The organism is Sanguibacter suarezii NBRC 16159 (assembly GCF_001552735.1).
Taxonomy (GTDB): domain Bacteria; phylum Actinomycetota; class Actinomycetes; order Actinomycetales; family Cellulomonadaceae; genus Sanguibacter; species Sanguibacter suarezii.
In genome coordinates, this window is the sequence record NZ_BCRT01000010.1 from 270,455 (window position 1) to 295,961 (window position 25,507).

20 protein-coding genes are annotated in these 25,507 nt (G+C 73.0%); 6 read left to right on the forward strand and 14 right to left on the reverse strand.

The genetic code is table 11. The annotated features are described in order from the left end of the window. The first annotated feature begins 24 nt into the window (after window positions 1-24). Window positions 25-207: a hypothetical protein gene (locus SS2_RS05860; protein WP_066462000.1), complete on the forward strand. Its 183-nt coding sequence runs from the start codon at window positions 25-27 to the stop codon at window positions 205-207. 116 nt (window positions 208-323) lie between these two features. On the opposite strand, the gene panB is transcribed toward SS2_RS05860, so the two are convergent. Beyond that, window positions 324-1,169, reverse strand: a complete 846-nt coding sequence (panB, locus tag SS2_RS05865) for a 3-methyl-2-oxobutanoate hydroxymethyltransferase (RefSeq protein ID WP_066462002.1) — start codon at window positions 1,167-1,169, stop codon at window positions 324-326. A gap of 41 nt (window positions 1,170-1,210) precedes the next feature. Beyond that, window positions 1,211-2,869: an NAD+ synthase gene (locus SS2_RS05870; protein ID WP_066462004.1), complete on the reverse strand. Its 1,659-nt coding sequence runs from the start codon at window positions 2,867-2,869 to the stop codon at window positions 1,211-1,213. 140 nt (window positions 2,870-3,009) lie between these two features. On the opposite strand from SS2_RS05870, the gene SS2_RS05875 reads away from it, so the two are divergent. From SS2_RS05875 to SS2_RS05885, 3 genes are all read left to right on the forward strand, one after another. After that, window positions 3,010-4,344 carry a glutamine synthetase family protein gene (locus SS2_RS05875; protein ID WP_066462006.1) on the forward strand — a complete coding sequence of 445 codons (1,335 nt, stop codon included), beginning with the start codon at window positions 3,010-3,012 and terminating at the stop codon, window positions 4,342-4,344. 42 nt (window positions 4,345-4,386) lie between these two features. Continuing rightward, window positions 4,387-7,488, forward strand: a complete 3,102-nt coding sequence (locus tag SS2_RS05880) for a bifunctional [glutamine synthetase] adenylyltransferase/[glutamine synthetase]-adenylyl-L-tyrosine phosphorylase (protein WP_066462008.1) — start codon at window positions 4,387-4,389, stop codon at window positions 7,486-7,488. Window positions 7,489-7,581: 93 nt separating this feature from the next. Continuing rightward, a complete protein-coding gene (locus SS2_RS05885) occupies window positions 7,582-7,878 on the forward strand; it encodes a hypothetical protein (protein ID WP_066462010.1) in 297 nt (98 codons plus the stop codon). On the opposite strand, the gene SS2_RS05890 is transcribed toward SS2_RS05885, so the two are convergent. The 4 genes from SS2_RS05890 to SS2_RS05905 form a co-directional block, all read right to left on the reverse strand. Continuing rightward, window positions 7,875-8,927: an AI-2E family transporter gene (locus SS2_RS05890; RefSeq protein WP_245643374.1), complete on the reverse strand. Its 1,053-nt coding sequence runs from the start codon at window positions 8,925-8,927 to the stop codon at window positions 7,875-7,877. The genes SS2_RS05885 and SS2_RS05890 overlap by 4 nt on opposite strands. Before the next feature lie 96 nt (window positions 8,928-9,023). Next, a complete protein-coding gene (gene ddaH / locus SS2_RS05895) occupies window positions 9,024-9,794 on the reverse strand; it encodes a dimethylargininase (RefSeq protein ID WP_066462015.1) in 771 nt (256 codons plus the stop codon). Window positions 9,795-9,833: 39 nt separating this feature from the next. Beyond that, complete coding sequence (locus SS2_RS05900) at window positions 9,834-10,733, reverse strand: universal stress protein (protein ID WP_066462017.1); 900 nt, start codon at window positions 10,731-10,733, stop codon at window positions 9,834-9,836. Then, window positions 10,733-12,235 (reverse strand): amino acid permease, encoded by a 1,503-nt coding sequence (locus SS2_RS05905; protein WP_066462018.1) that lies wholly within the window; start codon window positions 12,233-12,235, stop codon window positions 10,733-10,735. The genes SS2_RS05900 and SS2_RS05905 overlap by 1 nt, the downstream gene beginning before the upstream one ends. Before the next feature lie 236 nt (window positions 12,236-12,471). On the opposite strand from SS2_RS05905, the gene SS2_RS05910 reads away from it, so the two are divergent. Together SS2_RS05910 and SS2_RS05915 are read left to right on the forward strand one after the other, a co-directional pair. Further along, a complete protein-coding gene (locus tag SS2_RS05910) occupies window positions 12,472-13,602 on the forward strand; it encodes an NAD-dependent epimerase/dehydratase family protein (protein WP_083941819.1) in 1,131 nt (376 codons plus the stop codon). A gap of 2 nt (window positions 13,603-13,604) precedes the next feature. After that, on the forward strand, window positions 13,605-14,990 hold the full coding sequence (locus tag SS2_RS05915; protein WP_083941900.1) for a UDP-glucose dehydrogenase family protein: 1,386 nt from the start codon (window positions 13,605-13,607) through the stop codon (window positions 14,988-14,990). Here SS2_RS05915 and SS2_RS05920 read toward each other — a convergent pair. From SS2_RS05920 to SS2_RS05955, 8 genes are read right to left on the reverse strand one after another with little or no spacing between them, the layout of a single operon-like run. Beyond that, complete coding sequence (locus SS2_RS05920; protein WP_245643376.1) at window positions 14,958-16,040, reverse strand: glycosyltransferase family 9 protein; 1,083 nt, start codon at window positions 16,038-16,040, stop codon at window positions 14,958-14,960. The genes SS2_RS05915 and SS2_RS05920 overlap by 33 nt on opposite strands. Further along, entirely contained in the window at window positions 16,037-16,747 is a 711-nt protein-coding gene (locus SS2_RS05925) for an SDR family oxidoreductase (RefSeq protein ID WP_066462019.1), read from the reverse strand. Before SS2_RS05925 ends, SS2_RS05920 begins: the two co-directional genes overlap by 4 nt. After that, entirely contained in the window at window positions 16,744-18,897 is a 2,154-nt protein-coding gene (locus tag SS2_RS05930; protein WP_439646291.1) for a PfkB family carbohydrate kinase, read from the reverse strand. Before SS2_RS05930 ends, SS2_RS05925 begins: the two co-directional genes overlap by 4 nt. Continuing rightward, window positions 18,894-20,195 (reverse strand): glycosyltransferase, encoded by a 1,302-nt coding sequence (locus SS2_RS05935; protein WP_083941823.1) that lies wholly within the window; start codon window positions 20,193-20,195, stop codon window positions 18,894-18,896. Before SS2_RS05935 ends, SS2_RS05930 begins: the two co-directional genes overlap by 4 nt. After that, window positions 20,192-21,193, reverse strand: a complete 1,002-nt coding sequence (locus SS2_RS05940) for a glycosyltransferase (RefSeq protein ID WP_066462022.1) — start codon at window positions 21,191-21,193, stop codon at window positions 20,192-20,194. Before SS2_RS05940 ends, SS2_RS05935 begins: the two co-directional genes overlap by 4 nt. Continuing rightward, window positions 21,190-22,233, reverse strand: a complete 1,044-nt coding sequence (locus SS2_RS05945) for a glycosyltransferase family 9 protein (RefSeq protein ID WP_066462443.1) — start codon at window positions 22,231-22,233, stop codon at window positions 21,190-21,192. The genes SS2_RS05940 and SS2_RS05945 overlap by 4 nt, the downstream gene beginning before the upstream one ends. Continuing rightward, on the reverse strand, window positions 22,230-23,804 hold the full coding sequence (locus SS2_RS18220) for an HAD-IIIA family hydrolase (protein ID WP_066462025.1): 1,575 nt from the start codon (window positions 23,802-23,804) through the stop codon (window positions 22,230-22,232). Before SS2_RS18220 ends, SS2_RS05945 begins: the two co-directional genes overlap by 4 nt. After that, a complete protein-coding gene (locus tag SS2_RS05955) occupies window positions 23,801-25,492 on the reverse strand; it encodes a carbamoyltransferase family protein (protein ID WP_066462027.1) in 1,692 nt (563 codons plus the stop codon). The genes SS2_RS18220 and SS2_RS05955 overlap by 4 nt, the downstream gene beginning before the upstream one ends. Window positions 25,493-25,507: the final 15 nt, after the last annotated feature.

The window sequence follows — 25,507 nt, forward strand, 5'->3', positions numbered from 1 at the left end:
CGCCGTGCCAGGAGGAGGAACCACATGCCTGAGGAGTTCTACTTCAACACCAAGACCCGTCAGGTCGAGGTGGGCAAGCCCTCGAGCTGGACCCACCGGATGGGTCCCTACCCCACCCGGGAGGCCGCCGAACGGGCTCTGCAGATCGCCCAGGTCCGCACCGAGGTGTGGGACGAGGAGAACAAGGACGACGACGAGGAGTCCTGACCGGGTGTGCTGACCAGGCGTCCTGACCGCGCGTCCCGTCCTGCGCACCCGTGCCGCGCACCCGTGCCGCGCACCCGCCCCGCACCCAGCGGGGCGGGGCGGACGCACGGATCAGCTCAGTGGTCGTACTGGTGCTCGGGACCGGGGAAGGTCTGAGCCTGGACCTCGCTGACGTAGGCCTCGGTCGCGGCGGCCAGAGCAGCGCCGACCTGGCCGAACTGCTTGGCGAACCGCGGCGACCAGTCGCCCATGCCGGCCATGTCCGTCCACACCAGGACCTGCCCGTCCACGACCGACCCGGCGCCGATGCCGATGGTGGGGATGCGCAGGATCTCGGTGGCACGTGCCGCGACCGGAGCGGGGACCATCTCCAGCACGACCGCGACCGCGCCGGCATCCTGCAGGGCGAGCGCGTCCTCGCACAGGCGCTCCGCAGCCTCGTCGCTGCGACCCTGGATGCGCTTGCCCCCGAGCATGTTCTCCGACTGCGGCGTGAACCCCAGGTGACCGAACACCGGGATGCCGGACTGCGTGAGCAGCTCGACGTGCTTGACGATCCGCTCCCCGCCCTCGATCTTGACCGCCTGCACCCCGGCCTCCTTGAGCATCCGCGCGGCGGAGGCGAAGGCCTGCTGGGGGGAGGCCTCGTAGGACCCGAAGGGCAGATCCGCCACGACCATCGAGTGCTTGGCGGCGCGGGCCACCGAGCGGGCGGAGACGATCATCTCGTCCAGGGTGACCGGGATGGTGTTCTCATACCCGAGGACGTTGTCGCCCATCGAGTCCCCGACCAGGAGCATGTCGACGCCGGCCGCGTCGAAGATCCGCCCGGTGATCGTGTCGTAGGCGGTGAGCATGGTGAGCTTGCGGCCGGCGGCCTTGTGCTCGATGAGGTGCTGCACCCGGAACCGCTTGCGCTGGGTGGGCGCGGGGACGGAGCCGGGAAGGGGATGCTGATCCATGGTGATCTACCTCTGTGTCGCAGGATTCCGGGTAAGAAGAGTCAGTCCAGGGGCTCGCGCCACCGGGACGTGATCGGCATGCGCCGGTCCCGTCCGAAGGCGAGTGCGGTGACCTTGGGGCCGAGGGGGTACTGGCGCCGCTTCCATTCTGCCCGGTCGACCAGGGAGACCACCTTGTCGACGACGGCGGCGTCGAAGCCCCGCGCCAACAGCTCGGCGCGGCCCTCCGCGTTCTCGATGTAGGCGTCGAGCACCTCGTCGAGCAGGTCGTAGGGCGGCAGGGAGTCCTGGTCGACCTGACCGGGACGCAGCTCGGCCGACGGCGGCTTGGTGATCGAGCTCTCCGGGATGGGCGGCAGCTCACCGCGGTCCAGCGCCGCGTTGTTGCGCCACCGCGACAGCGCCCACACGAGCGACTTGTCGACGTCCTTGAGCGGGGCGTACCCGCCGACGGCGTCCCCGTAGATGGTCGAGTACCCCACAGCGAGCTCGGACTTGTTGCCGGTGGCGAGCACGAGGTGGCCCTCGGCGTTGGACAGGCCCATGAGGATCATCCCCCGCACCCGCGCCTGCAGGTTCTCCGCGGCGACGCCCTCGAGGTGCAGCTCGCCCTGGAAGGCGTCGACCATCGGGGCGATGGGCTGCACGCGGTAGTGCGCGCCGATCCGCTTGGCGAGGTCCGCGGCGTCGTCCTTGGAGTGCTCGGAGGAGTAGACCGAGGGCATGGACACGCCGAAGACCTGCTCGCCGCCGATCGCGTCAGCGCTGATCGCGGCGACCAGGGCGGAGTCGATCCCGCCGGAGAGGCCGAGCACGACCGACCCGAAGCCGTTCTTGCGGACGTAGCCGCGCAGGCCCGTCACCAGCGCCTGGTAGACCTCCTCGTGGGGGTCCAGGGGAGGGGCGATCGGACCGTGGTGGTCGGGCGCGTCGTCGTCGGCCAGGTCCCACAGGAGCAGGTGCTCGACGAACTGCGGCGCGCTGGCGAGCAGGGTGCCGTCGGCGCCCATGACGAAGGACCCGCCGTCGAAGACGAGGTCGTCCTGACCACCGACCATGTTGACGTAGGCGACCGGGGCGTCGACCTCGCGGGCGCGCCGCGCCGCGAGGTCGGTGCGCAGGTGCCCCTTGCCCTGCTCGAAGGGCGAGCCGTTGAGGACGAGCAGGAGGTCGACGTCGGCCGCGTCCATCTGTGCGACCGGCCCGCCGTCCTGCCAGATGTCCTCGCAGATGACGATGCCCAGACGACGACCGGACACCTCGACCACGCACGGCTGGGCGCCGGGGGCGAAGATGCGGAACTCGTCGAAGACCCCGTAGTTGGGCAGGTGGTGCTTGGCGTAGACGGCGCGGACCACGCCACCGCTGATCACCACCGCCTCGTTGGTCGGGCGCATGCCCGGGGTGCTGGGGGAGGCCTGCGGCGCGCCGACCGACCCCAGGACGACTGTGAGGTCACCCAGCCCGGTGCGCACCAGCTCCTCGGCGAGCGAGGTGATCGCTGCCTGGGCGGCCCGCTGGAAGGACGCGCGCAGGGCGAGGTCCTCGATCGGGTACCCCGTGACCGTCATCTCGGGGAAGGTGACGACGTGCGCGCCCTCGGCGGCCGCGCGAGCGGCCCACGCGAGGATCGCCTGGGTGTTCTGTTCGATGTCGCCGACACACGTGTCGATCTGCGCGAGCGCGATCCGGATCTCCATGCGTCTCACCCTATTGCCTGACGTGGCTCTGGACGCGCGCCATCTATACAGTGAGGCGTTGCAGGGGTGGATTCAGCTCTGGTGGACCCGACGTGCGTGCCGCGCCCCCGAGGGGGCCTGGCATCAGGCAGGATGTACTCATGGACAGGCAGCAAGAGTTCGTGCTCCGCACGGTCGAGGAGCGCGACATCCGCTTCATCCGCCTCTGGTTCACCGACGTGCTGGGCATGCTCAAGTCCGTGGCGATCGCACCGGCGGAGCTCGAGGCTGCCTTCACCGAGGGCATCGGCTTCGACGGCAGCGCGATCGAAGGGCTGACCCGCGTCTACGAGGCGGACATGGTCGCCCGCCCCGACCCCACGACCTTCCAGATCCTGCCCTGGCGCGGTGAGACCCACGGGACCGCCCGCATGTTCTGCGACATCCTCACCCCCGACGGCGAGCCGTCCCTGGCAGACTCGCGCAACGTGCTCAAGCGCGCCCTGGCCAAGGCCAGCGACCAGGGCTTCACCTTCTACACCCACCCCGAGGTCGAGTTCTACCTCTTCGAGCCGCCGACCGCGGACGGCCCGCTCGTCCCGATCGACCACGGCGGGTACTTCGACCACGTCGCCCGCACCCAGGGCCACGACTTCCGTCGCGCGGCGATCACCATGCTCGAGTCGATGGGCATCTCGGTGGAGTTCTCCCACCACGAGGCGGGCCCCGGCCAGAACGAGATCGACCTGCGCTACGCCGACGCGCTGACCACCGCGGACAACCTCATGACCTTCCGCACGGTCATCAAGGAGGTGGCGCTCGAGCAGGGCGTGTTCGCCTCCTTCATGCCCAAGCCGCTCGCCGACCACCCTGGCTCGGGGATGCACACCCACCTGTCGCTGTTCGAGGGTGACCGCAACGCCTTCCACGAGCCCGGCGCGCAGTACGAGCTGTCCAAGACCGGTCGCCAGTTCATCGCGGGGCTGCTCATGCACGCCGCCGAGATCACCGCGGTGACCAACCAGTACGTCAACTCCTACAAGCGGCTCTGGGGCGGCGCCGAGGCGCCGAGCTACATCTGCTGGGGTCACAACAACCGCTCCGCGCTCGTGCGAGTGCCCATGTACAAGCCCGGCAAGGGCAACTCCAGTCGCATCGAGTACCGCGCGCTGGACACCGCCGCGAACCCGTACCTGGCCTTCGCGCTCATGCTCGCGGCCGGCCTCAAGGGCATCGAAGAGGGCTACGAGCTGCCCGACGCGACCTCCGACGACGTGTGGGAGCTGACCGACGCCGAGCGCCGCGCCATGGGCATCAAGCCCCTGCCGCAGTCCCTCGACGACGCGATCGCGCTCATGGAGAAGTCCGAGCTGCTCGCCGAGACCCTCGGTGAGCACGTCTTCGACTTCTTCCTCAAGAACAAGCGCCAGGAGTGGGACGGCTACCGCGCCCAGGTCACGCCCTTCGAGATCAAGCGGCTCCTGCAGGTCCTCTGACCTGGCTGTCCATCGCACGAACCGAGCTGGAGCGGCGCAACCATGGTGAGCACGGGCCGGACCACATCCCTGACCGGCAGGCTGACCAGACTGGGGTTCTCCGACATCCCGCGCGCGGCGCAGATGTGCGCCGACAAGGACCTCGTCGCCGTCGTGGGGGAAGTCACCCCGGACTCCGGGCTGCTCGTCGCCCTCGGCGACGCCGCCGACCCTGACCTCGCCTTGCTGTCCCTGGTCCGGTTGTGCTCGGCCCTGCTGGCCGAGGGCACGGCGCAGTCGCGCCAGCGCGCCGAGGTGGTGGCCAGCTGGCTGCGCAGCACCATCTGGGACGACGACGGCGCAGGGGTCGAGCCCCGCCGCCGGCTCGTGGCCGTGCTGGGCGCGTCCATCGCCCTGGGCGACGAGCTGGTGCGTCACCCCGAGCTCGTGGACGTCGTCGCCGACCCCACCTCGGGCGTGGGCGTGGACGCCCGCACGGTCCGGGCCGAGCTGCTCGGCGCCGTCGGCGCCGACCCCGAGGCCGCCGTCCCGGTCGCCTCCGGGGCCGGCAGCGACGTCGTGGACGCGCTGCGCCTGGCCTACCGGCGCCGGTTGCTGCGGATCGCGGCCACCGACCTCGTCTCGCCCGAGCCGCTGTCCATCCTGCCGGCCGTCGCCGCGGCCCTCGCGGACCTGGCGGCCGCGGCGCTGGAGGGCGCCCTCGCGGTGGCCCGCGCCGAGCTCGACGACCACGGCGCCGGCGTCCGTCTCGCGGTGCTGGGCATGGGCAAGTGCGGGGGACGTGAGCTCAACTACGTCAGCGACGTCGACGTCATCTACGTCGCTGAGCCGGTCGAGGGGTACACCGAGGAGTACTCGACCGCGGTCGGCTCGCGCCTGGCCGCGTGCCTGACGCGGGTGTGCGGAGGGCCGGGCGGGGAGCCTGCACTGTGGGCGGTCGACGCCGCGCTGCGCCCCGAGGGCAAGAACGGCCCGCTCGTGCGCACCCTGGCCAGCCACCTGTCCTACTACGAGCGGTGGGCCAAGACCTGGGAGTTCCAGGCATTGCTCAAGGCCCGCCCGGTGGCCGGGGACACGGAACTCGGGCAGGCCTACGTCGAGGCGATCACACCGATGGTGTGGTCCGCGGTGAGCCGGGCGAACTTCGTCGAGGACTCCCAGGCGATGCGCCGGCGGGTCGAGGACCACGTGCCCCCCGCAGAGGCGGACCGCCAGCTCAAGCTGGGCAAGGGTGGCCTGCGTGACGTCGAGTTCACCGTCCAGCTGCTCCAGCTGGTGCACGGACGCTCTGACCCCTCGATCCGCAGCTCGAACACGCTCACGGCCCTGGCGGCGCTGGCCAGCGCCGGGTACGTGGGACGTGAGCACGCCGCCCAGCTCGCGGTCTGCTACCGGTTCCTGCGCGTCCTGGAGCACCGCATTCAGCTCGTCCACCTGCGCCGCACCCACCTCATGCCGACCGCGGAGGACGACCTGCGCCGGTTGGCTCGCTCGGTGGGGCTGCGCCTGGACGGGCCCGACGGCCTGCTCGCACGCTGGCGCGCTGTCCGCCGCGACGTGCGGAGCCTGCACGAGGAGCTCTTCTACCGTCCGCTGCTGCCGGCCACCGCCCAGCTCTCCGCCGCGGAGGCGAGCCTGGCCCCCGAGGCGGCGCAGGCGCGGCTCGCGGCGATCGGCTACCGCGACCCCGCCGGGGCGATGCGCCACATCGCCGCGCTCACCGACGGGGTGAGCCGCCGGGCCGCCATCCAGCGCCAGCTGCTGCCGGTGATGCTCGGGTGGTTCGCCGAGGGCTCGGACCCGGACTCGGGCCTGCTGGCCTTCCGGCGTCTGTCCGACGAGCTGGGCACCACGCACTGGTACCTCAAGCTGCTGCGCGACTCCGGGTCGGCGGCCTACCGCCTGGCTTCGCTGCTCTCGACGTCGAAGTACGTGGCGGAGGCGCTGGGCCGCTCGCCGGAGTCGGTCAAGTGGCTCGCTGAGGACTCCGAGCTCCGACCGCGCGGCCTGGACCGGCTGCTCACCGAGGTCCACGCCTTCTTGACCCGCGCCGACGACCCCCAGCGTGCCATCACGGTGCTGCGGGCCATGCGCCGGCGGGAGCTGGCGCGGATCGCCTGCGCGGAGCTGCTCGAGGTGAGCGACCCGAGCGAGTCCGCCCCGAGCATCTCCGACGCCGCCGATGCGCTGCTCGTGGGCGGTCTGCGGATCGCCCAGCACGTCGTCTGCAAGGAGCGCGGCATCACCCAGGACGCCGCACCCGCGAACCTGGCGGTCATCGCCATGGGGCGCCTCGGCGGGCGCGAGCTGGGCTACGGCTCGGACGCCGACGTCATGTTCGTCTACACCCGGGCCCACGACGCCGAGGACGCCGTCGCACAGGAGTACGCCAAGACCGTCGCCCAGCGGATGCGGGCGCTGCTCGGCGGAGCCAACGAGGAGCCGCCGCTGCAGGTCGACGCGGACCTGCGGCCCGAGGGGCGCAACGGACCGCTCGTGCGGTCCTTCGACTCCTACGCCGAGTACTACGGGCGCTGGTCCGCGGCCTGGGAGAGCCAGGCTCTGCTGCGCGCCCGACCAGCAGCCGGTGACGCGGAGCTGGGCGAGGCGTTCATGCGGCTCATCGCCCCGCTGCGCTACCCCGCAGGGGGCATCGACGCCGCGACGCTGCGTGAGATCCGGCGGATCAAGGCCCGGGTGGAGTCCGAGCGGCTGCCGCGCGGGGTGGACCCCACCCGCCACCTCAAGCTCGGTCGCGGCGGGATCAGCGACGTCGAGTGGACCGTCCAGCTGCTCCAGCTCCAGCACGGGCACTCCACACCCGGCCTGCGCACCACCGAGACGCTCACCGGTCTGCGGGCCGCCTGCGAGGCCGGGCTGGTCAGCGAGGACGACGCCGACACCCTCTGCGCGGCCTGGCAGATGTCCTCGAACCTGCGCGACGCGATCGTGCTGTGGTCGGGACGGGTCGGTGGGGCGGGCGCGGACGTGCTGCCCTCCGACCGTCGCGCGCTGAGCGGGCTCGCCCGGGCGCTGCACTACCCGGTGGGTGGGGGCAGCGACCTCGAGGAGGACTACCTGCGCACCGCACGCAGGGCGCGCCTGGTCATGGAACGCCTCTTCTACGGCGAGGACGACGCCTGACTCTCCGCTCCTTCACTCCCCGTCCCCGCGCCACCCGTCCCTTCCGCTGAGCTCGGGGAGATAGGCTGTCGAAACCGGACACAAGGGGAAGACATGAAGCGCGATGCGTCTGCGGGTCTGATCGATCTGGGTTCCTTGGTGACCGTGCCCCTGGAGGGCCCAGCCGCCCTGTCCGAGCGACCGAGGCTGCTACGCCAGACGTGGTTCTGGCTCTACGTGCTGACCGCAGTGTGCCTCGTCGTCTTCTGCGTCCTGGGTGCCCAGATGGGGAATGCCGCCGACGCCGACGAGTTCACCGGCGGATGGGTGCCCCCTCTTGCCGTGACGTTCATCGTGGGCGCGACCTCGTACGTCGTCGCCCTGGTGCTCCACGGCCGCGGCCGGCGCTAGGGAGCGTCAGTCGCTTCGGCGTCGTCGTCGTCGCGCAGGGCCTTGTCCGAGCCGGGGTCGCGGAGCATGTGGGAGTCGACCAGCTCGTGGCGGCGCATGTACGTCGTGGCGACGGCCTGGATGGTCGCGGCGATCGGCAGCGACAGGAACGCACCCAGCGCACCGAAGACCGCACCGAAGCCGAGCACGACGATGAAGGACACCGCGGGGTTCATCTGCAGCGCCCGGGCCGAGACCTTGGGGGAGAACCACAGGTTCTCCACCTGCTGGTAGGCGATGATGAACGCCAGGACGAGGATCGCCTTCTTCGGCCCGTCCGTGGTCAGGGCGAAGACGATCGGCAGCGCGCCACCGATGTACGTACCGATGGTCGGGACGAACTGGGAGACGACTCCGGTGAACAGGGCGAGCGGCAGGGCGTAGGGGATCTGGATGATGGTGAGGAAGACCCCGGTCGCCAAGCTGGACATGGCCGCCAGCACCACGCGGGAGTTGATGTAGTCCGAGATCTTGGTCTGGGTGATCTCCCAGAGCTTGAGCACCTCGTTCTGGTTCTTCGGGCTGAGCCATCCGCAGATCGATGCCCGGAACTTCGGGCCGGCCGCGGCGAGGTAGTACGAGACGAGCATGATCGTGGTGAAGGCGAACACCGCGGAGAGCACAGAGGTGCCGATCGCCAGCGCACGGCTGGCCACCTCGTTGCCCCAGTCCTGGATGAGCTGGGCCTGCAGGTCCGCCATCTCGGGGACCTCGACGTTGAAGCGTCCCTCGATCCACGTCGCCACGGACTCGTAGGTGCTGGGCAGGGTCCGGATGAGCTCCCCGGCCTGCTCCACGAAGATCTGCCCGAACAGAGCCATCACCGCGATCGCCGCAGCCAGCAGGCCGAACAGCACGACGGCGGTGGCCCCGCCCCGTTTCCACCCGTGCCGCACCAGCCAGACGATCATCGGCTCCATCGCCAGAGCGAGGAAGAGCGCGATGATGAGGTTGACGAACAAGGAGGTGAGCGACCCCATCGCACGCCACACGAAGATCGCGGCGAACACGGTGAGGACCGTGATCAGGAGTGCCCGAGGGAACCACCGGGGAGGGCGGGCTGAGTCAAAGGTGGCACTGCGAGCCGTCGGCCTCATGGGCTGAGACTAGTGCAGGGCACGCACCCGCACGGACAGGCACGTCACGCAGCCCTCGAGCTTCTCGAACTCAGAGATGTCCACCGTGACGACGTCGTAGCCCAGGTCGCTGAGCAGCGCGGCGGTCTGCGGCGCCGCAGCGGAGATGAGCAGGGAGGACCCGCCCAGGCAGACGACGGCGGTGCCGTCCGGCTCGGGCACCGGCAGGAAGCGCGGGAAGATCCCGGGGTCGTCGACGAAGTCGGGGTATCCGATGACGGTCCCGTCAGGCAGGGCGGTCACCGCGGTCTTGAGGTGGAGCACTGTGCTCACCGGAACGGCGACCACCTGGGCGCCGAGCGGGGTGAGGATCGCGCGCAGCTGGCGCACACCCTCGGCGTTGGTCCGCCCGCCACGTCCGACGTAGACCGTGCTGCCGATCTTCAGGACGTCGCCGCCGTCGAGGGTGCCGGGCTCGCGGATCTCGTTGAGCGAGCACCCCAGGTCGTCCAGGACGGAGCGGGTGCCGGCCGGCTCGGGGCGCCGAGAGGTCGCGCCCGAGCGTGCGGACACCGCGACGTTGGCGTACATGACCACCGAGTCCTCGACGAAGACGGCGTCGGGGCAGTCGTCGGCGGGTTGCACCTCGATCGTCGTCCAGCCGTGCTCCGCCAGGATCCCCACGTAGGTGTCCCACTGCGCGTAGGCGCGTTCCAGATCGACCGGGACCCGGTCGATGTGCTCGACGAGCCCTTCAGCGAGGCGTGGACCAGGACGGCGGACGAGTGCGATCGACGACATGCGCCCAGTCTAGTGCGCTCCCGCCCCCGCCGCCGGGGTCTACCGGCTGGTCACACCGCGGTGGCGGGGAACGACGATCACCGGGACGGGGGAGGCTCGCAGCAGCTTTGTCGCGGTCGAGCCGAGGAACACCTTGGTCAGCGCGGACTCGGAGGACGACCCCATGACCAGCACGTCACCGTCACGCCAGCCCAGGTCTGCCACGGCGTGCTCCCAGCTGGGGCCGCTGACCACGACGGACTGGTCCACAGCCGCGAGCCGGTCGGCGTCGGGGCGGCGGGCGAGGTCGGCGACGGCCTGGCGCTGCCCCTGCTCAGCCTGCTCCCGCCAGGCGTCGAGCACAGAGTCCTCGATGTCGAAGCCCATCTCCGGGGGGAACATCGTCTTGCGGCGGATCGCGAAGGTCACCATCCGCAGCGCCGCCCCGGCGTGGTGGGCGATCTGAGCGGCGGCGGCGAGCACCTGCGAGCTGGACGGTCCAGAGTCCACCGCGACGGTCACCCGGCGCACCCGGTCACCGGCGGAGACGGAGAAGCCGCGCGGAGCGATGGCCACCGGGACGGGAGAGGAGTGCAGCACCCGGTCGGCGACCGACCCGACGGCGATGCGGCCGCGCACGGCGTCCTCGCTCGAGCCGAGCACCAGGGCCGAGGCGCTGTGCTCGGTCGCGGCCTCGTGCAGCGCGGGCGGGACGGACCGGGCCAGACGCACGTCGTCGCGCGCCGGGACGTCGTCGGGCAGGTGGGAGCGGGCGGCGGCGAGGAAGGTCGCGGCCGCCTCGCGCTGGGCCGAGGCGTGCGCGGAGGTCGGTCCGGTCCAGCGGTGCTGGAGCACGCCGCACAGGACCAGGTCGGTCCTCAGGGACCGGGCGAGCACCTCGCCCAGGGCCAGCGCGCCACGGTCACGGGTGTCCAGAGCCTGCCCGACGACGATCGTCATCACGCCTCCTTCGGTGGGGTGGGACCGTCCGTGCCGATCCGCGGCGCGGCGGCGAGGGTCTCCAGGGCGGAGTGCTTCATCGACCAGCTGAAGTAGAAGACGAGCGCCGCCCCCGCCCAGATGACGAAGGCGATGAGGGTGACCTGGCCCAGCCCGGAGATGACGTAGGCGCAGGCGATGACGGACAGGATCGGGGTGATCGGGTAGCCGGGGACCTTGAAGCCGCGGGGCAGCTCAGGTGCGGTGCGGCGCAGCACCATGACACCGACCGAGACCAGGAGGAAGGCCACCAGGGTGCCGATCGAGGTGAGGTCGGCGAGGATGCCGAGCGGGACCACGCCGGCCAGGACCGCCACGACCACACCGACGATGACCGTGTTGACCATCGGGGTCTGGGTGCGGCGGTCGATGCGGGAGAAGGTCTTGGGGATGAGGCCGTCGCGGCCCATCGCGAAGAGGATGCGGGTCTGGCCGTAGAGGCAGATGAGGGTCACCGAGAAGATCGAGATGACCGCACCAGCAGCCAGCAGCAGCCCCGGCCACTGGGACCCGGTGAGGTTCTCCAGGATGGTGGCGAGACCGGCCTTCTGTCCCTCGAACTCGCCCCAGGGCTGGGCGCCGATCGCCGCGACGGCCACGAGCAGGTACACGACGGTCACCACGGCGAGGGAGGCCATGAGCGCGATGGGGATGGACTTCTTGGGGTTGTGGACCTCTTCACCGGCGGTCGCGATGGCGTCCAGGCCGATGAAGGAGAAGAAGATGGACCCGGTCGCGACGGACACCCCGGCGAAGCCGAAGGGCGCGAACTGGGAGAAGTGGTCAGTCTGGAAACCGGTCAGCCCGACGGCGATGAACAGCACGAGGACGCTGACCTTGATGATCACCATGATCGCGTTGGCCCGGGCGGACTCGCTCGCCCCGCGCAGCAGCAGCAGGACGCACAGGCCGACGAGGATCATCGCTGGCAGGTTGATCACGCCTCCGCTGTCCGGTGCGAGGGACAGCGCCTCGGGGAACTGCCACCCGACTGTGCCCTCGAGCAGCAGGTTGAGGTACTCCGACCAGCCGACCGCGACCGCGGCGGCCGACACCCCGTACTCCAGGACCAGGCACGCCCCGACGATGAAGGCGACGGCCTCGCCCAGGGTCGCGTAGGAGTAGGAGTAGGACGAGCCCGACGACGGGATGGTCGAGGCGAGCTCGGCGTAGCAGAGCACGGTCAGCCCGGCCACGATCGCTGCCAGCAGGAAGGAGGCGATGACCGCCGGCCCTGCCTCGGGGACCGCCTCGGAGAGGATGAAGAAGATCCCGGTGCCGATGGTGCCGCCGACCCCGATCATCGTCAGCTGGAAGGTCGAGATGGACCGGCGCAGGTGCCCCTGCTCGGAGGGTGCGCCGTCGGAGGCGAGGGGGCCAGGGCTGGCGCTGGCGTCGGCGCTGGTCAGAGCATCGGCGGGGATGCTCTTGCGGAACATCCGGTGCGCGAGGGTGTCGGTCATGGGTGGCTCTGGCTCCGGGGGTGGGGAGGCGTGGGGGTACCGAGCGTGTGGCTCGGCTGCTCACCTATCTTATCGGCGCGGTGCCGGTGCGTTATCGGCGCAGCGGTGCGGCGCCGGGGGCGACAGGCGCTGACCGGCGCCCCAGTGCGAGCGGCGGTGGGCGGTGCCAGGATGGACAGAGCACCACTGGTTCGAGACGAGGACCGGCCACCCGAGCAGAGCGCGGGAGCAGACCGATGGCCGACACGTCCGAGCACGCTACGTCCAGCCACGCTTCGTCCAGCCACGCAAGGTCCAGCCACGCCGCGGCCAGTCGCACCTTCCGTCATGCGGTGGTCACCGGTGGGGCGGGGTTCGTGGGCGGCCACCTGTGCGAGGCGCTCCTGGACCGCGGCGTCACGGTGACGTGCGTGGACGACTTCTCCTCCGGGTCGCCGGCGAACGTCGCCCACCTGGACGACGCGCGCTTGGACGACGCACGCCCGGCCGGTCATGCCCGCTTCCATCTCGTCGAGGCTGACCTCACCCGACCGGGGGCCCTCGACGCGGTGCCCACCGACGTCGACCTCGTGCTCCACCTGGCCTCACCGGCCTCACCGGTGGCCTACCTCAGCCGGCCCGTGGAGACCCTCCAGGTCGCCTCGCTCGGCACGCAGCAGGCGCTCGACCTCGCCCGCGCCGCCGGCGCGCGGTTCCTGCTGGCGTCGACGTCGGAGGTGTACGGCGACCCGGCCGTGCACCCCCAGCGTGAGGACTACTGGGGGAACGTCAACCCGATCGGTCCTCGCAGCGTCTACGACGAGGGGAAGCGGTACGCGGAGGCGCTGACGACCGCCTACCGCGGGGCGTGCGGCACCGACACCGCGATCGCCCGGATCTTCAACACCTACGGACCGCGGATGCGAGCCGACGACGGCCGGATGATCCCCGCCTTCGTCATGCAGGCGCTCGCGGGGGAGCCGCTCACGGTGGCGGGCGACGGGTCGCAGACCCGGTCGGTCTGCTACGTCGACGACCTCGTCCGCGGACTCCTCGCCCTCGCGGACAGCGACCTGCCCGGCCCGGTCAACCTCGGCAGCTCGACCGAGCTCACGGTCGCGCAGATCGCCGCAGACGTCCTGGCCGAGACCGGGTCCTCGTCCACCACCGTCTTCGTCGACCTGCCCGAGGACGATCCTCGGCGCCGGCGTCCCGACACGTCCTTGGCGCGCAGCGCGCTGGGCTGGCGGGCGACGACGGACTGGCCCACCGGGTTGGGGCGCACGGTCGCGTGGTTCCGGGACACCCTGGCTGGCACCGGCCAGCTCACCGGGGCGGGCCGGCCCGGAGCAGGCCGGGCCGGCGCCGGTGACGGGCTGGGGGAGTGACCGTGCGTATCTCCGTCATCGGCTGCGGTTACCTCGGCGCCGTCCACGCCGCGGTGCTGGCGCACCTTGGGCACGACGTGGTCGGCATCGACGTCGACCCGGAGAAGGTCGCCGTCCTCGCCTCGGGGCACACGACCTTCTTCGAGCCCGGGCTGGCCGAGCTGCTCGCCGCCGGGACGCAGTCCGGTCGGCTGCGCTTCTCCACCGACCCCGCCGAGCTCGCGGGGGCGGTGGTGCACTTCGTGTGCGTGGGCACTCCTCAGCGCGCCGACAGCGGACTGGCAGACCTGGCAGCCGTGGACGCCGCGGTGGCCGCGCTGCTGCCCCGGCTCGCTTCTGGGGACCTCGTCGTGGGCAAGTCCACCGTGCCGGTGGGCACGGCGGCGTCCGTGCTGGGGCGCCTGCGGGCCGCCGGCAGCACGGCGCGCGTGGTGTGGAACCCGGAGTTCTTGCGGGAGGGGCACGCGGTGGGCGACACGCTGCGCCCCGACCGGCTCGTCTACGGCGTGGCGGACGAGGGCAGCGACGACGGCGCGGCGGACGTCGCCCTCCTCGACGAGGTCTACGCCGACCTGCTGCGTCGCGGGGTCCCCCGGGTGGTCACCGACCTTCCCACGGCCGAGCTGGCCAAGGTCGCCGCGAACTCCTTCCTGGCGACGAAGATCTCCTTCGCCAACGCCATGGCTGAGGTGTGCGAGGCGGCAGGCGGTGACGCCGTGGCGCTCGCCCGGACGATGGCCTACGACCCGCGGATCGGCGCGCAGTACCTGGGAGTGGGGCTCGGATTCGGCGGTGGGTGCCTGCCCAAGGACATCCGCGCCTTCGCCGCGACCGCCGACGAGCTCGGTGTCGGGCGGTCGGTGGCCTTCCTCCATGAGGTCGACGAGATCAACGACCGGTGCCAGGACCGGGCGGTGGAGCTGGTGGGGCGTGCCGCTGGAGGGCTGCGTGGTGCGCGGGTGGCCGTGCTGGGTGCGGCCTTCAAGCCGGAGAGCGACGACGTGCGCTCGTCCCCGGCCCTCGACCTGGCCGTGCGGATCGCCGACGAGGGGGCCGACGTCGTGGTGACCGACCCGCAGGCCCTGCTGCGCGCTCAGCTCGTCGCGCCGCAGCTGCGGTACGCGGTCGACGCTGTCGAGGCGCTGACCGGGGCGGACGTCGTGGTCCTGGCCACCGAGTGGCAGGAGTACCGCTCGCTCGATCCGGCGGCGGTGGCTGCGGTGGTCAGGCGCCGGTGCGTCGTGGACACCCGCAACGTGTGGGACCTCCAGCAGTGGCAGGCCGCCGGTTTCCAGGCCGCCGCGCTGGGGCGCTCGGCCGTACGACCTGGTGCTGGCGCGGCGCGGGACGCGGCCTCAGAGGGCGGGCTGGCGGCGCCGGGAGGCTGAGAGCAGGCCGTCCGCCGCGTCGAGCACGTCCTCGACGGTCACCGCTGCCAGCACCGGGTCCAGCACGTCGGCGTGCGGATCGCCTCGATGATCGCCTCTCTGCTCGTCGTGCTCACCGTGCTCACCGTGCTCACCGTGCTCGTCGTGCTCACCGTGCGCGCCGTACTCACCTGGTCCGCCGTGCCACAGCGTGGTGTGCAGGTGGGGGTCGAGGGCAGGTCCCCACAGCCGCGGAGGGGTCGGGCCGAACAGGACGACGGACGGCGTCGCGAAGGCCGTCGCGAGGTGCGCCACCCCCGTGTCCGCGCTGACGAGCAGGTCCGCTGTGCCGACCAGCCGGGCGAGGGCCGGCAGGTCGAGCCGGCCGCCGGCGTCGTGCACGCCTGGCGCCGCCGGCGGGGCGGCCGGCATGGACGTGACGGGGGCGCGGTGCCCGCACACCTGGGCGGTGATCTCCCGCTCCTGCGCGGTGCCGGTGACCACCACGCGGCGCCCTGCCGCGGCCAGGTGCGCCACCACGGCGGCGAACCGCTCGGGCGGCCAGCGCCGCGACGGGGACGCCGCGCCGGGATGGACGACGACGTGGCCGCGCCGCGGCCCTGGCGCGGGCAGGCGTAGGTCCTCTCGCCCGCAGGTCCCGCCCACCCTGCTCAGGAGCCGGCACCACCGGTCGACCTCGTGCTCGTCGGCGTCCCACTCCGGACCGGGTGTGCCTGTCGCGGGGCAGTCGAAGGCGACGAGCTGGTCCGGTCGGGTGTCCAGCAGCAGGCGGTGGCTCTGCGGACCGCGACCGTGCAGGTTCACCGCGACGTGCCCGCTGACGTGACTCCCGCCGGGCGGGCGGGGCCAGTCGAGCGGGGCCGCGAGGCCGCTGGTGGGGAGCACGGCGTCGACGAGGCGATGCTGGTGCAGCCACCGGCCGAGGTCCAGCCGCCCGGCCACGGTGATCTGGCGCTCGGGCCACGCCCGGCGCACGCCCCGTAGCGCTGCCACGGCGGCGAGCGCGTCGCCCAGGCCTAGCGCGCGCAGCACCAGGACGTCACCGGTCACGGCCAGGACGTCTCGCCCGAGGACATGACGAGCATCTCCCGGATCTCGCACCCCACGGGCTGGCGCAAGGCCATCACCACCGTCGCAGCGGTGCTGCGCGGGTCGTTGAGGTCGGCCTCAGGGCCGGGGCGGTACTGCTCGGGCCGTCCGTCGAAGAAGGGGGTGCGCATCCCGCCCGGCACCAGGCACGTCACGCCCACCCGCCCGGCCATCTCCGCGGAGAGCGCCTGGGAGAACCCGCGGATGGCGAACTTGGAGGCGCAGTACGCCGTCGCGTCACCCACCCCGCGCAGCGCGAGGGTGGAGGCGACAGTGACCACCGTCCCGCGGCGTTCGTCCAGGTAGGGCAGTGCCGCCCGGATGGTGGCCACCGTGCCGAAGAGGTTGACCCGGATGACCTGCTCCCAGCGCTCGGTCTCGATCTCGCCGAGCGCCCCGCACGCGTCCACGCCGGCCGCGGTGACCACCGCGTCGGGTGGTCCCACCTCGGCCGCCAGGGTGGTCACGGCGTCAGCGGTCGCGGCGGAGTCGGACAGGTCCACGACGGCGTGCGCGACGCCGGAGGCGGGCGGCACGCGGTCCAGCACGACCGGGGTGCCGCCGGCTGCGGCGACGGCCTCCACCACGGCGGCGCCCAGTCCGCTCGACCCCCCGGTCACGTAGACGGTGCCGAGGTCACGCTGGGCCAGGTCGACGGGTGCGCTCATGAGGACTCCTTCAAGGTGGGTGAGGTGGTTGCTGGTGCTGCTGAGGTCGCTGCGGTGGGTGTCATGGTGGGGCGTGCGGTGCTCGTTCTGCTGGCACTGCTGCGAGCAGACCGGTCGAGGATCGCGGTGGTGGACCGTCCTTCGACGAAGGGCAGGACCACCACGCGGCCGCCGTGCCCGCGGACCACCGCGGACTCCGGCAGGTCGTCGGCGACGTAGTCACCGCCCTTGGCCCAGACGTCAGGGCGCAGCCGGTCCAGCACGGCGCCAGGGTCGTCCTCGTCGAAGATCACCACCTCGGTGACGCAGTCCAGGGCGGCCAGCAGACGAGCCCGGTCGGCCTGGGGGATGACCGGCCGCGACGGACCCTTCAGCCGGCGCACGGAGTCGTCGCTGTTGAGCAGCACCACGAGGCTGTCACCGAGCCTCGCGGCCGCCTCGAGGGTGGCCACGTGCCCGGCGTGGACGATGTCGAAGCAGCCCCCCGTCGCCACGACCGTGCCGGTCTCACGCAACCGAGAGCCCAGCCGCTCGACGTCGGCGACCGTCGCGTCGGTCTGGGCAGCGGGCGAGGACGCCGGCTGCGCGGCACCGGCATCGGTGCCAGCATCAGCGCGCGACCGGCGCCGGAAGCCGTCAGCGCCGCCGGCCTCGACCCACGCGGACGCGGCGCCCACGGCCCGGACGACCGCCTCCAGGACGTCGGAGTCCTGGGCCAGGGCGATGGCCACGGACGCCGCGAACCGGTCGCCCGCGCCGCAGGCGTCACCGCGTGCCGGGTGGGCGGGGACGTAGACAGGGGATCCGGTCGCCTGGGCGAGGAAGGCGCCACGGTCCCCGGCGGTCACCGCGACCGCACCGGCGTCCCAGCTGCGGCACAACGCCTGGGCGAGGCCGCCCACGTCGTCGGGATCGACGTCCAGGTGCAGTTCAGCGGCCATGGAGACGGCCTCGGCGAGGTTGGGCGTGACGATCGCGGTGCCGGCCACCGGCGGCCCTCCCCGCGGGTGCGGGTCCCACACGACCGGGGTCGTGAGGGCCGCGGCGGCGATCGCCTCGCGCACCGGACCGTCGTAGGTGACCCCGGCGCCGTAGTCGGAGACGAGCAGGACGCGGGTGTCGGCGAGGGCCCGGTCGAGCTCGGCCGGCGGGACGTGGCCCGGTCGTGCCGGGCCGCCGTCGTCCACCCGCACCACGGTCTGGCCGCCCGAGCGCACCCGGGTCTTGCGGCGGGTCGAGCCCTCCTGGGGCAGCGGGACGAGGTCGACGTGCTCGGTGAGCAGGCGGGTGAGCTCGGCGGCCGGGGCGTCAGCGGCGATGGGTGCCACGAGACGTACGTGCGCCTGCTGGGCGCACAGGACCGCGGTGAGACCGGCGCCGCCTGGGCTCTGGCGCACCTCGAGAGTGTCCACCACCGGGACCGGGGTGTCCGGGCAGAGCCGCGTCACGACGCCGTCGACGTCCCGGTCGAGGAGCACGTCGCCGACGACGGTGACCAGCGCGGGAAGAGGTTCGGCGGCGGCCGGGGCGGCGCGCAGCCGGGCGTCCAGGGCCGCACACAGCGCGTGGACGGCGACGAGGTGGAGCTCCTGGATGCCGGCCGTGGAGGACGCCTCAAGGGTCAGCGCGTCGTCGCAGGCCGCGGCGAGGGTCGAGGGTCCTGGCCCGGTCATCGCCCACACCGTCAGGCCGAGCTCGCGGCCGCGCCGCGCGGCAGCCACGACGTTCGGGCTCTCGCCCGAGGTGGACAGCAGCACCAGGACGTCCCCGGCCCGGCCGTGTGCCTGCACCTGACGGGCGAACATCTCCGGGACGCCGTAGTCGTTGACGATCGCGGTGAGGCTCGACGTCTCGGCGTGCAGGCTGATCGCCGACAGGGGCACCCGCTCGCCGTCGAAGCGGCCCACCAGCTCGGCGGTGAGGTGCTGGGCCTCGGCGGCGCTCCCGCCGTTGCCGGCCGCGAGCAACCGTCCTCCGGCAGGCAGCACGGTCGCCAGGTGCGCCCCCCACCGGTCGATGCGCTCGCTCTGGCGGCCCAGTGCCGCCAGGCCAGTGGTCAGGTCCTCGCAGTGGGTGGCCAGCTGATACCGGGCAGGGGCGCGCGAGCCTGAGCCGTGCGGGTGGGACCCGGGCCGGCGGGGGGACATCATCGTTCCTCCACCGGCCAGGGCACGGTGACCGTGCCGGCGGTCGTGCGGGCGGCCACCGCGGACCCGACGTCGAGGTCCTGCGCGGTGGGTGCCGCCGTGGCCGCCACCGCGGTCCGGTAGGCGTGCGCGGTGCGTTCGGCCACCGTCGACCAGCCGTAGAGCCGCTCGGCTCGGCGCCGTCCCGCGGCTCCCAGCGCCTCTCCCAGCCCGGGGTCGGAGTGCAGCCGGAGCAGTGCCCGGGCCAGCGCGACAGGGTCCTGCGGGGGCACCAGCAGCCCGGTGCGCTCGTGCAGCACCGAGTCCAGCAGCCCGCCGACGGCGCTGCCCACCACCGGCCGCCCGCAGGCGGCCGCCTCGATCGGCACGATCCCGAACGGTTCGTACCAGGGGTCGCACACCACCACGTCGGCCGCGTGCATCGCTGCGCGCACCTCGTCCTGGGTCAGGCTTCCCACCAGTCGCACCCGGTCGGCGACGCCCAGCTCCTGCGCGAGGGCGCGCAGCCGCGCCGCCTCGACGTCGACGTCCAGGTCGGCGGCCGGCGGGCCGCCGGCCACGACGAGCTCCACGTCGGGGGTGTCCACCAGGGCGCGCACGATCGTCTCGATGCCCTTGCGCTCCACGAGCCGGCCCACGGACAAGGCCACGAACCTGCCGTCGTCTGGCCTGACCCGCTCGCTCTGCCCGGGGACCGGGAGCCTGAACTTGTCCAGGTCCACCCCGCACGGCACCACCTCGATGCGGTCCGGGTCAGCGCCGAGCGCTGTCAGCTCGGCCACCTCGTCCGAGCAGGTGGCCACGATGAGATCCACCTCCGCGCACAGGAGACGTTCGAGGTCCACGCGACCAGCCGGGCTGGTGTCGCGGTCGCCTTGGTGGCGGTGCTTGACGGAGCCCAGGGCGTGGAAGGTCTGCACGAGCGGGGCCGGCACGGTCCTGGTCGCGCGCAGCCCGGCCAGACCCGACATCCAGAAGTGGGCGTGGACCACGTCCGGGGGAGCTGAGCGTGCCCACCTGGCAGCCAGCTCGTCCCCGAAGGCGTCCATGTGCACGAGGAGCTCGTCCTTGGGGATGTGGACGGGTGGGCCGGCGTCGACATGGACGACGTCCACCCCCGGCGCCAGCGGCACCACCACCGGCAGGTCCGGGTCGTCACGACGGGTGTAGACCGTGACCGCGTGGCCCTGCGCGCCCAGGTGCTGCGCGAGCGAGGCGACATGGACGTTCTGGCCGCCTGCGTCCACGCTCCCCAGCGTGGCGAGCGGGCTGGCGTGCTCTGAGATCATCGCGATCCTCATGGGGTCACCTCCTGCAGCAGCGTGTCCCAGCGGAGCAGGAACTCCGCCAGGGGGTATCGGGTGAGCACGTGGGCGCGAGCTGCGTCCCCACGTGCCCGGGCCTCGTCCGGGTCGGCGATCCAGCGGTGGGCGGCGGCGACGAGGTCCTGCGGCCGGTTGCTCACCACCCCCGCGGCGGCCGGGACCGCCTCCGGGGTCTCGGTGGTCGCCAGGGCGACGACCGGGAGTCCCACAGCCATCGCCTCCAGCAGCGCGAGGCCCAGGCTCGTCCACCGGAAAGGGTGGAGATAGACGCGCGCCTGGCCGAGGCGGGCGTGCATCGCGTGCTGCGGTACGTCACCGTGCAAGGTGGCGTCCGAGCCCAGGCCGCCGGTCGCGTCCAGGTGCGCTCGCAGCCCGTCGACTCCCATGCCGTAGACGTCGAGGGCGGCTTCGCGGCCCATGTGCAGGAGGACGTCCGTGCCCGCCACCCGCCAGCGGCGCACCGGTTCGTTGACCACGGCGGCCACGGTCGAGCGTTCACCGGTGTAGAGGTGGCCGGGGTCGGGGATCCCGTGGTCGATGACGACGGTGCGTGCCGTGCCGTTGTCCCACATGAGCGCGTTGAAGGCGGTGACGTGGACGAGCGGCACCGTGCCGTCGGCGACCACGTCGACGTCGGCCATGGGATGGCGGGTCGACGCCGCGTGCCCGGTCGGGGCGTTGTGCTCGACGTAGACGGCGGGGAGGTCGCGGCCTGCCCGTGCGCCGGTCCAGCGCTCGAGGAGGTCGATCTCGTGCGGTCGCTGCAGCACCACGACGTCCACCCCGCCTGCCCGGACCTGCTCCGCCAGTTGCTGCGGCGTGTGCTCGACCGCGGTGGCCGGCCAGGTCCAGGTGCGGGCCCGGCCGCGCCCGTCGGCGTCGCGGTCCGCGGTGAGCGGGAGCAGGTAGTCGTGCCGCCCGGCGACGAAGCTCGTCGTCCAGGAGCCGTGCACGTGCCAGGTGAGGATCCTCATGTGAGCACCTCGGCTCGGATGAGGCTCTCGGCGGCGTCGGCCACCTGCTGCGGGGGGACCGCGGTGAGGCAGGGGTGGCCCGGCACCGGGCAGACCCGGGCGCGGGACCCTGCGCAGGGCGCCTGCTGGTCCCCGAGCACCACCGACGCCACGCCCCACGGAGCCCACCGCTGCGCCGGCACCACGGGTGAGAACAGGCTCACCACCGGGGTGCCGACGGCGGCGGACAGGTGCGCGGGGCCGGTGTTGCCCGCGATCACGCAGTCGGCGCCGGCCAGCACCGCGGCGAGGGAGGCGAGGGTGGTCCGGCCACCGAGGTCGCGCACGTGGGGCTGGCCCGCGCTGACGGCTGCGGCGAGGGAGCGTTCACGCGGTCCGCCGGTGACCACCACCTGGTGCCCGCGCCGGCCGAGCTCGGCGACGATCTCTCGCGCGTGCGCCGGCGTGGGCGCCCGGGAGGGCACCGACGCGCCGGGGTGGACCACCACGTACGGACCGGGTGGGACGAGGTCCGCCGCGCTGGGCAGCGGCCCGCGGACGGCGAGGCGCTGGTCGAGCGGGCGAGGGGTGGGGAAGCCTGCGGCGCGGACGAGGTCGAGGGCGGCCTCGACCTCGTGCATGCCGGCCGGGCGGCGGTGGCGGACGTCGAGCAGCGACCCGGGGTAGTCCTCGCTCGTCGCGGCGATCAGCGGGATCCCGGCCAGCCGCGCCAGGAGCGCCATGGGCAGGGGGGACTGGTGGTCGGAGGTGAAGATCACGGCGGCGTCGTACCGCTGCGCGGCGAGCTCGTCGACGAGGCGGTCCACCTGGGCGGGTTCTACCGGCGTCGGCGTGTACCCCGCCCACGGTGCGTCGAACTGCAGCACGGTGCGCACGCCGGGCAGCAGGGCCCCCGCGCCGGCGGCTGCGGGGGAGGCGAGCAGGTCCACCGAGCCGGCGGTGGCGGCCATGACGCGGACCGCGGGACCGGTGAGCAGGACGTCACCGTCGCTGTCGAGGCGGACCGCGAGGACGTGCGCTGACCTGAGGGAGGTGATCATCGCCATGCCGCTCGCCCCAGCTCCGGGCTCGCCGCGCCCAGGCGGGCGGCGAGCAGGTCGATGGCCCCGGCCAGGTCTGCGGCGACGAGCTCGGCCTCGGCGACCTCCTCGGTGCGGGTGGCCGGTGCCGGGACGAGGACGCCGACGGCGCCGGCCGCGCGCGCGGCCTCGACGTCAGCTCCGATGTCCCCGACGACGGCGCACGCAGCGGGCGCCAGGCCCAGCTCCTGCGCGGCGGCGAGGATCATGCCCGGACGAGGTTTGCGGCACAGGCACTCGTCCTCGGGGCAGTGCGGGCACACCTGCCACGTGTCGAAGGGGCCGAGCCGCGCCTCCACCTCCGCGTTGACGGACTGGACCTGGGCGGCGGTGAGGAGTCCTCGGCACAGTCCTGACTGGTTGGTGACCACGCCGACGAGCACACCGCGGGAGCGCAGCGCGTCCAGCACCGCGCGCGCGCCCTCGGTGGGGCGGACGGCCTCGGGGTCACCGTTGTAGGGGATGTCCTCGATGAGGGTGCCGTCGCGGTCGAAGAGCACGGCGTCGATGGGCAGCGGCCACGGCGGGAGGCCGCCCCGGGCGTTCCACTCCCCGCGGGCCCGGTGGGCGACTGCGGCGAAGGGGATGGCGACGCTGGTCCAGGCCAGACGGCGGGCCTCGCGCGCGAAGACCTCGTCCGCGGGTCGAGGGCCAGGGGTCAGCCGCCGGACGAAGAAGTCCGCGGTGAAGGCTGCCCATACCCACGCAGCGACCGCCGTCAGACGCGGGCGGCGCGTGAGGGCCGCGGCGACGGTCAGGGCGGCCACGGCGACGGTGGCCAGGTGCAGTCGGAGCCGGCCGCGACCGGTCTGGGCGACCGTGCGCCACCGCCGGCCGTGCAGGGCGCGCAGCGTCGCGTCGTCGAAGGTCCCTGCCTGGACGCGCAGGCTGACGTCGTCGGCTGCGGGGCGGACGGGGTGCAGGACGTGCCGCTCGCCCTGGGCGAGCGTCCACCCGGCCCGGCGCACCCGGGCGGCCAGGTCCGCGTCCTCGCGGTAGGCCCGCGGGAACCGTTCGTCGAAGCCGGACACCTGCTCCAGGGTCACCCGGCGGTAGGCCATGTCAGCCGTGGCCCAGCGGGCTGACTCCAGGCCGGCGGTGGACCGTTCCCAGTCGGTGGGGCGGCGTCCCGGTGGCAGCGGCACGACGATGCGCCCCTGCACCCCGCCCACCCGCGGGGCGGCCGACCTCAGGTCTGCGAGCAGGTCCGGCGCCCAGCTCGGAGGGAGCTGGACGTCGTCGTCGAGGAACACCACCCAGGGCGTCCGTGCGCAGCGCCAGCCGGCGTTGCGGGCCGCGGCCGGGCCGCGCCCGCCCGTGCGCACGATGCGCACCGGCAGCCAGGCGCCCGACTGTCCCAGGTCGACGCCGGGTGCGCCTGGGGCGGCGGGACGGTCGTCCACGACGACCACCTCCTGCGGCATGACGTGCGCGCCGTGCACCTCCTGCGCTGCCAGGCTCGTCAGCAGGACCGCCAGGGAGGGCCTGCCGATCGTGGGCACGACGATCGTGTAGTCCTGCGCCGGGCTCATCGCGGTGCTCCGTGGGAGGGGCTCGGCTCTCCGCCGGAGAACAGGGCACTGCGGCGCACGAGGTGCGGGCCCAGGACGAGCACGTCGACCGGGGCGGAGCCGAAGAGCTCGAGGGCGTCGCGGGGGTCGTCCACCATGGGACGGCCCGCGGTGTTGAGGCTGGTGTTGATCACCACCGGCAGCCCGGTCAGACCTTCGAAGGCACGGATGGTCGCCTGCAGGCGCGGGGTGGAGCCGTCGATGGTCTGGATCCGGGCGGTGCCGTCCACGTGCACGGCCGCCCCGATCCGGTCCCGCCAGGCGGGTGCGACGTCGTGCACGAACAGCATGTAGGGGCTGGGGACCGGCCCGCCGCTGAAGATCTCGGCGGCCCGCTCCAGGAGCACCATGGGGGCGACCGGGCGGAACTGCTCGCGTCCTTTGACGTCGTTGAGCCGTTCCAGGTTGGCCACCGGCCCCGGGTGAGCCAGCAGGGACCGCTGTCCCAGGGCGCGGGGGCCGAACTCCGAGCGACCGTCGAACCACGCCACCATGCCGTCGTCGGCGAGGACCCGCGCGACCTCCCCGGGCAGGTCGGGCGGCGTCTCGAAGGGGACGTGGGCGCGGCGCAGCCACGCCGCGAGCTCGTCGTCGGGCCAGGAGCGGCCCAGGGCTGCGCTGGCCATGGGTTCGATCATGTCCCCGTGGTCCGCGGCCACCTGGAGGGCAGCGCCCAGGGCGGTGCCCGCGTCGCCGGCTGCGGGCTGGACCCAGATGTTGTCGAAGGGGGAGTCACGCCACAGGCGGGAGTTCGCCACGCAGTTCAGGGCAGTCCCACCGGCCAGGGTGAGCGTCGTGTCGCCGGTCTGGCGGTGGATCCACCCGGCGAGGTCGAGCAGCACCTCCTCGAGGCGGGTCTGCAGGGAGGAGGCGAGGTCGGCGTGGGCGCCGAGCCCGCCGTGCTGTTCGCCCCACGTGCCGTCGTCGACGCGGCGGGGAGCCCACCGTTCCCAGTCGGGCGGCTGGGCGACGAAGCCGCCGTCGTCGGTGGCGAAGATCAGCTCACGGAGGTCGTCCAGGAACCGGGGCGTGCCGTAGGAGGCCAGGGCCATGACCTTGTACTCGTCGCTCGACCGCAGGAATCCCAGGTGCTCGGTGAGCGACTCGTAGACCAGCCCCAGGGACTGGGGCAGGCGCTGGGAGGCGAGGATCTCCAGCTTGCCGTCCACGTACCGCCCGGCCAGGTGGGAGGTGGACTCACCGCGCCCGTCCAAGGAGAGCACGCTCGTCGTCCGATAGGGCGAGGCGAGCGCGGCCGACGCCGCATGGGACACCTCGTGCGGGACGAAGTGGACGCGTGCCGGGTCCAGGCCCGGCAAGGAGGTCGCGAGCATGGTGGGCGCCTGGCGGGCGTAGCGCAGCCGGAGCCAGTCCCACGGGTCGGGCAGGTCCATGTCAGGGGCCGGACGGGCCAGGGACGGGTCGAAGGAGTAGGCGACCGCGTCCAGGTCCGCGGGGTCGAGCCCGCCAGCGGCCAGGCACCAGCGCATCGACTGCTCGGGGAGCTCCCAGGCGGCGAAGGGGACGGGGCGTTTGCCGTGCTTGCGGCGGCTGAACCGCTCTTCCTCAGCCGCGGCGACGACCTGTCCGTCCACGACGAGAGCGGCCGCGGGATCGTGGAACAGTGCATTGACACCGAGTACGCGCATGGCTCGCGGGCCTTC

What these genes read in the sequence shown, in the direction of transcription:
- SS2_RS18220 (WP_066462025.1), bottom strand. Translation starts at nt 23,804, where the DNA reads ATGAGCCCGGCGCAGGACTACACGATCGTCGTGCCCACGATCGGCAGG.
- SS2_RS05910 (WP_083941819.1), top strand. Translation starts at nt 12,472, where the DNA reads ATGGCCGACACGTCCGAGCACGCTACGTCCAGCCACGCTTCGTCCAGC.
- SS2_RS05870 (WP_066462004.1), bottom strand. Translation starts at nt 2,869, where the DNA reads ATGGAGATCCGGATCGCGCTCGCGCAGATCGACACGTGTGTCGGCGAC.
- SS2_RS05955 (WP_066462027.1), bottom strand. Translation starts at nt 25,492, where the DNA reads ATGCGCGTACTCGGTGTCAATGCACTGTTCCACGATCCCGCGGCCGCT.
- SS2_RS05945 (WP_066462443.1), bottom strand. Translation starts at nt 22,233, where the DNA reads ATGATCACCTCCCTCAGGTCAGCGCACGTCCTCGCGGTCCGCCTCGAC.
- SS2_RS05940 (WP_066462022.1), bottom strand. Translation starts at nt 21,193, where the DNA reads ATGAGGATCCTCACCTGGCACGTGCACGGCTCCTGGACGACGAGCTTC.
- SS2_RS05905 (WP_066462018.1), bottom strand. Translation starts at nt 12,235, where the DNA reads ATGACCGACACCCTCGCGCACCGGATGTTCCGCAAGAGCATCCCCGCC.
- SS2_RS05930 (WP_439646291.1), bottom strand. Translation starts at nt 18,897, where the DNA reads ATGATGTCCCCCCGCCGGCCCGGGTCCCACCCGCACGGCTCAGGCTCG.
- SS2_RS05875 (WP_066462006.1), top strand. Translation starts at nt 3,010, where the DNA reads ATGGACAGGCAGCAAGAGTTCGTGCTCCGCACGGTCGAGGAGCGCGAC.
- SS2_RS05900 (WP_066462017.1), bottom strand. Translation starts at nt 10,733, where the DNA reads ATGACGATCGTCGTCGGGCAGGCTCTGGACACCCGTGACCGTGGCGCG.
- SS2_RS05935 (WP_083941823.1), bottom strand. Translation starts at nt 20,195, where the DNA reads ATGAGGATCGCGATGATCTCAGAGCACGCCAGCCCGCTCGCCACGCTG.
- panB (WP_066462002.1), bottom strand. Translation starts at nt 1,169, where the DNA reads ATGGATCAGCATCCCCTTCCCGGCTCCGTCCCCGCGCCCACCCAGCGC.
- ddaH (WP_066462015.1), bottom strand. Translation starts at nt 9,794, where the DNA reads ATGTCGTCGATCGCACTCGTCCGCCGTCCTGGTCCACGCCTCGCTGAA.
- SS2_RS05880 (WP_066462008.1), top strand. Translation starts at nt 4,387, where the DNA reads ATGGTGAGCACGGGCCGGACCACATCCCTGACCGGCAGGCTGACCAGA.
- SS2_RS05860 (WP_066462000.1), top strand. Translation starts at nt 25, where the DNA reads ATGCCTGAGGAGTTCTACTTCAACACCAAGACCCGTCAGGTCGAGGTG.
- SS2_RS05885 (WP_066462010.1), top strand. Translation starts at nt 7,582, where the DNA reads ATGAAGCGCGATGCGTCTGCGGGTCTGATCGATCTGGGTTCCTTGGTG.
- SS2_RS05925 (WP_066462019.1), bottom strand. Translation starts at nt 16,747, where the DNA reads ATGAGCGCACCCGTCGACCTGGCCCAGCGTGACCTCGGCACCGTCTAC.